Origin of the sequence: Devosia sp. XGJD_8 (assembly GCF_046614475.1) — a bacterium.
In the GTDB taxonomy this organism is placed as follows: domain Bacteria; phylum Pseudomonadota; class Alphaproteobacteria; order Rhizobiales; family Devosiaceae; genus Devosia.
The window spans coordinates 1-4,707 of the sequence record NZ_JBKJHF010000004.1; the positions used below are offsets into that span (position 1 = coordinate 1).

General features: G+C 65.0%; 5 protein-coding genes and 1 tRNA gene. 3 read left to right on the forward strand and 3 right to left on the reverse strand.

Going from position 1 to position 4,707, the window contains the following annotated elements:
• Positions 1 to 149: 149 nt before the first annotated feature.
• Positions 150 to 1,154, forward strand: coding sequence for a Gfo/Idh/MocA family protein (locus ACLI1C_RS20305; protein ID WP_411399399.1), 1,005 nt, complete (start codon positions 150 to 152; stop codon positions 1,152 to 1,154).
• Positions 1,155 to 1,213: 59 nt separating this feature from the next.
• Positions 1,214 to 1,289: transfer RNA gene (locus ACLI1C_RS20310), tRNA-Ala, on the forward strand.
• Between the two features lie 20 nt (positions 1,290 to 1,309).
• Here the strand turns inward: ACLI1C_RS20310 and ACLI1C_RS20315 are convergent.
• A complete protein-coding gene (locus ACLI1C_RS20315) occupies positions 1,310 to 2,080 on the reverse strand; it encodes a FadR/GntR family transcriptional regulator (protein WP_411399400.1) in 771 nt (256 codons plus the stop codon).
• 124 nt (positions 2,081 to 2,204) lie between these two features.
• Here ACLI1C_RS20315 and ACLI1C_RS20320 point away from each other — a divergent pair, with 124 nt between their 5' ends.
• A complete protein-coding gene (locus tag ACLI1C_RS20320; RefSeq protein WP_411399401.1) occupies positions 2,205 to 3,599 on the forward strand; it encodes a M20/M25/M40 family metallo-hydrolase in 1,395 nt (464 codons plus the stop codon).
• Here ACLI1C_RS20320 and ACLI1C_RS20325 read toward each other — a convergent pair.
• The gene (locus tag ACLI1C_RS20325) at positions 3,596 to 3,958 is read right to left on the reverse strand and encodes a DUF1304 domain-containing protein (protein ID WP_411399402.1); all 363 of its coding nucleotides are present in this window, start codon (positions 3,956 to 3,958) and stop codon (positions 3,596 to 3,598) included. The genes ACLI1C_RS20320 and ACLI1C_RS20325 overlap by 4 nt on opposite strands.
• On the reverse strand, positions 3,955 to 4,437 hold the full coding sequence (locus tag ACLI1C_RS20330) for a hypothetical protein (protein WP_411399403.1): 483 nt from the start codon (positions 4,435 to 4,437) through the stop codon (positions 3,955 to 3,957). Before ACLI1C_RS20330 ends, ACLI1C_RS20325 begins: the two co-directional genes overlap by 4 nt.
• Positions 4,438 to 4,707: the final 270 nt, after the last annotated feature.

A 4,707-nucleotide genomic window follows, 5' to 3' on the forward strand; every position in this document is an offset into this window, starting at 1 on the left:
ATCGTCTCATTTTTAGTTTCCAGAGGCGGCAGCCGCCTCGGGGTCCGTCCATCTCGTGAAAACCGCATTCAGGCGGCGCTTCCGCACGCCTGCCATACTAGCCAAACGTCACCGCCGTCGCTAAGTCTCAGGCAACGAGGGAGACAGCCATGAGCATCAGGAAAGTCCGCTGGGGCATTCTGTCCACGGCCAATATCGGCATGCAGAAGGTGACGCCGGCCATCATGAAGTCGGCTCATTCCGAAGTGGTTGCCATCGCTTCGCGCAACCTGGGCAAGGCGCAGGCGGCCGCGGCCCAGCTCGGCATCCCCAAGGCCTATGGCTCCTATGAAGAGCTCTTCGCCGATCCCGATATCGACGCCATCTACAACCCCCTGCCCAACCACCTGCATGTGCCCATGACCATCGCCGCCACCAAAGCCGGCAAACATGTGCTCTGCGAAAAACCCATCGCCCTCAGCGCCGCCGAGGCCGAGTCCCTGCGCCAGTGCCCGCCCGACCGCATCGTGCTCGAGGCCTTCATGGTGCGCTTTCATCCGCAGTGGAGCCGGGCCCGCGACATCATCCGCTCGGGCGAGCTGGGCGAAGTGCGCGCCATCAATGCGGTCTTCACCTATTTCAACGCCGACCCCGCCAATGTGCGCAACCAGGCCGACATTGGTGGCGGTGGCATCATGGATATCGGCTGCTACCCCATCACCGCCGCGCGCTACCTGTTCGAGGGCGAGCCCAAGCGCGTCGTTTCGCTCGTTGAGCGCGACGAAAATTTCGGTACCGATCGCCTCGCCAGCGTCATCGCCGATTTCGGTGCGGGCCGGCAGCTCAATTTCATCTGCTCCACCCAGACCGCGGGCCACCAGCGCGTCCAGGTCCTGGGCAGCAAGGCCAAGCTCGAAATCATCATCCCCTTCAACGCCCCGCCCGATGAGCGCACCGCCATCACCATCGATATCGGCGCGCCCTTTGACGGCTCGCTGGCCCGCCGCGAGATCCTGCCGGCCGTCGATCAATATACCGAACAGGCCGAAGCCTTTGCCCTGGCCGTACTCGGCGAAAAACCTCTTCCCTGGGGGATCGAGGATGCCATTGCCAGCATGAAGGTGATCGACGCAATCTTCGCCAGCGAGAAAACCGGCGCCTGGGCGGCGGTCTAGGCCGACTGGCGCCCTCTTGCCCCCGCCGCAATAATTGTCCATATCAGCAGCGTCGGAACGGGGCTGTAGCTCAGTTGGGAGAGCGCGTCGTTCGCAATGACGAGGTCAGCGGTTCGATCCCGCTCAGCTCCACCATTCCGGCGCTATCCCCTCTGTCAGGCCTTGCCCGGCTCCAACCGCCCCTCGGCGCGGGCGAAGCCTTCGCTGATCACGGCTTTCATGGCGGCACGCGCCTCTTCGGCGTCGCCCGCCCGGATCGCTTCGGCGATGCGGCCATGCGCCTTGACCGTCGCGACCATCGCCGTATCGTCCTCGACCGGCGAGCTGATGGTGAAGGCCGCCGTCAGCGCCAGTTCCACCAGGGCGCTGATCGAGGCCATGAACGGATTGCCCGAGGCTTCGGCGACCGTGCGATGGAATTCGAGGTCGGTCCGGGCAAACTGTTGCGGCGTCGTGGCCTCGCCCATGCGGATAGCGCAGGCCTCTAGCGCCGCCGCTTGTTCCTCGCTGCGCCGTACTGCTGCCAGGGCTGCCGATTCCACTTCGACGCCTATGCGGATTTCCGAGAGACTGCGCAGCAGCGCCACATCCGGGCCGATCTCGAAATGCCAGGCCAGCACGTCGGCATCGAACAGGTTCCAGCGCTGGCGTGGCAGCACCCGCGTGCCGATGCGGGCACGCGCCTCGATCATGCCCTTGGCTGCCAGCGTCTTGAGCGCCTCGCGCAGCACCGTGCGCGACACGGCAAAGCGCGCCAGCAATTCGGTATCGGAGGGCAGGATGCTGCCTTCCGGATAATCGCCCCGCACGATGGCCGTGCCCAATTGCCAGAGCACCCGGGAATGCAGGTTGCGCGACGGGACGCGTCCGGCGATCGCCGCGATCAGATCGGCGGTCGTGCTTTCCCGCCCTTGCCCAATGGCCATCCCGTCTCCTGCTCTTTGCGGCCCGACCTAAGCATGGGACCAAAAGTATTACAATATTGCGCGCCGCGCAGCGCTGGACAGCGCCGCCCGCTTTGGTGAGGGTAGCGCCAAAAGGATTCGCCCCATGACCGCAGCCAACCAGATCGACGCCGTGCTTGCCAGCGTGGATGCCGGGCTCGAACAGAGCCTGGAGCGCCTCTATGCGCTCCTGCGCATCAAGTCCATCTCTACCGACCCCGCCTATGCATCCGAATGCCGGAAGGCAGCCGACTGGATCGTCGATCAATTGCGCGGCTTGGGCTTCGACGCCGCCGCACGCCCCACACCGGGCCATCCGGTGGTCGTGGCCCATGGCCCCGACCAGCCCGGCGCCCATGTGCTGTTCTATGCCCATTACGACGTGCAGCCGGTGGACCCGCTCGATCTGTGGCACACCGACCCCTTCGAGCCCCAGCTCAAGACCGATGCCAGTGGCCGCAAGATCATCGTTGCCCGCGGCGCCTCGGACGACAAGGGCCAGATGATGACCTTCATCGAGGCCTGCCGCGCCTGGAAGGCGGCGACCGGATCGCTCCCCACCCGCATCTCGCTGATGCTGGAGGGCGAGGAGGAAAGCGGCGGCAAGAACCTGCCACCCTTCATGGAGGCCAACCGCGACGAGCTGGCCGCCGCCGACATCGCCCTGGTCTGCGACACCGATATGTGGGACCGCCAGACCCCCTCGATCACCACCATGCTGCGTGGCCTGGTCGCCGAGGAAATCGAGATCAGCTGCGCCAACAAGGACCTGCATTCCGGCATGTTCGGCAATGCCGCGCGCAATCCCAACCAAGTGCTGGCCGAGATCATTGCCAGCCTCCGCGCGCCCGATGGCAGCGTCACCTTGCCCGGCTTTTACGACGACGTCGCCGAGATCAGCCCGGAACTCAAGGCGCAGTGGCAGGGCCTGGGCTTTGACGACAAGGCCTTTCTCGGCGAAGCGGGCCTTTCCATCCCCGCCGGCGAGCAGAACCGCTCGGTGCTCGAAATGCTCTGGGCGCGGCCGACCTGCGAGATCAACGGCATGATCGGCGGCTATACCGGCGACGGCTTCAAGACCGTCATTCCCGCCAAGGCCAGCGCCAAGATATCCTTCCGGCTCGTGTCGGGCATGCAGCCCGACAAGATCCGCGCCGCCTTCCGCAAGCATGTGCAGGACCGCGTGCCCGCCGACTGCTCGGTGACCTTCCACCCCCATGGCGGCTCACCCGCCATCACCGTGCCGAGCGACGGCACGCATCTGCGCCAGGCGCTGGAGGGCCTGTCGGGCGAATGGGGCAAGCCGGCCGTGATCACCGGTTCGGGCGGCTCGATCCCCGTTGCCGGCGACTTCAAGCGCATCCTGGGCCTTGATACCCTGCTCATCGGCTTCGCCCATGTCGACGACCAGATTCACTCCCCCAACGAGAAATACGATCTCGACAGCTACCACCGCGGCATCCGCAGCTGGGTGCGGGTCCTGGCGAGCCTGGCGGGCTAGGCGAACATCACCGCCAGCATGGCGATCACTGCCGGCACGGTCTGGATGAACAGGATCTTCCGGCTGGCGGTGACGGCGCCGTAAATGCCCGCAACGGCCACGCAGGCGAGGAAGAACATGGCGATCTGCCAGGCAAATTCCGGCACCGGATGCACCAGCGCCCAGATCAGCCCGGCGGCCAGGAAGCCGTTATAGAGCCCCTGATTGGCGGCCAGCGCCTTGGTGGATGCCGCAAATTCCGGTGTCAGGCCGAAGGCCTTCTGCCCCCGTGGACCGGTCCACAGCACCATTTCAAGCACCATGATATAGACATGCAGCAGCGCCACGAGGGCGACGAGAATGCTAGCGACGACGCTCATTTGACCTTGGTCTTTCCCTTTTGTGCAGCCGCCGCATCCCATGCAGCAAGCCGCGCCTGCTCGGCCTCGTAGGCCGCATCCTGGTCGGGCAGCGCCTCGCGCGAACCGCCCAGCTCCACCAGCCGGTCGATCACCGGCTGCACCTGCGGCCCTTCGCTGGCACAGGCATCGGCCTTGTCGAGCGCCGCAAAGGCCGGTCCGTAATAGTCGGCATCATAATCGTCAACGCTGAGCTTGAGCTGCCCGCGCGCCAATATGTCGGCCGACCCGGTCAGCAGCGACCATTCCTCGTCGGTCACCGCAAAATCCGGACAATTGGAGGAGATGACATTGGCCAGCACCACTTCTGCAAGGAAGTCCTCCGCTTCCTGGCCGGCATAGGAGGATAGATCAGGCAACTGGACATAGATCTTGCCATCCGCCAGCGCAGGCGTAGCCCAGAGCAGGGCGGCGGTGAGGAAAGCGAGCTGGGTCTTCATGGCATGGTTCCTGGTTTGGGGTAGCGCCAAGCCTGCCGATGCTTACGCCGGAATTGCGGCAGCCGCCATATTGCAGACAGGCGCAAGCGCCGCCTGGATCGCGGTTATCATGATTGGACGGACCCCGAGGCGGATGCCGCCTCTAGAAATTTAAAAACGAGACGGTAGCCGCCTCGGGGTGCCGGTTTTTGGAACAGTCCCGGTTCTCGCGCAGCATGATCGCTCGCCATGCTGCGGCCAGGTCTCGAACCTGCGCGAGAGGCAAAGCCC

Bases quoted from the DNA above. Each gene is read 5' to 3' on its own strand.
- ACLI1C_RS20330 (WP_411399403.1), bottom strand. From the start codon at position 4,437: ATGAAGACCCAGCTCGCTTTCCTCACCGCCGCCCTGCTCTGGGCTACG.
- ACLI1C_RS20325 (WP_411399402.1), bottom strand. From the start codon at position 3,958: ATGAGCGTCGTCGCTAGCATTCTCGTCGCCCTCGTGGCGCTGCTGCAT.
- ACLI1C_RS20305 (WP_411399399.1), top strand. From the start codon at position 150: ATGAGCATCAGGAAAGTCCGCTGGGGCATTCTGTCCACGGCCAATATC.
- ACLI1C_RS20315 (WP_411399400.1), bottom strand. From the start codon at position 2,080: ATGGCCATTGGGCAAGGGCGGGAAAGCACGACCGCCGATCTGATCGCG.
- ACLI1C_RS20320 (WP_411399401.1), top strand. From the start codon at position 2,205: ATGACCGCAGCCAACCAGATCGACGCCGTGCTTGCCAGCGTGGATGCC.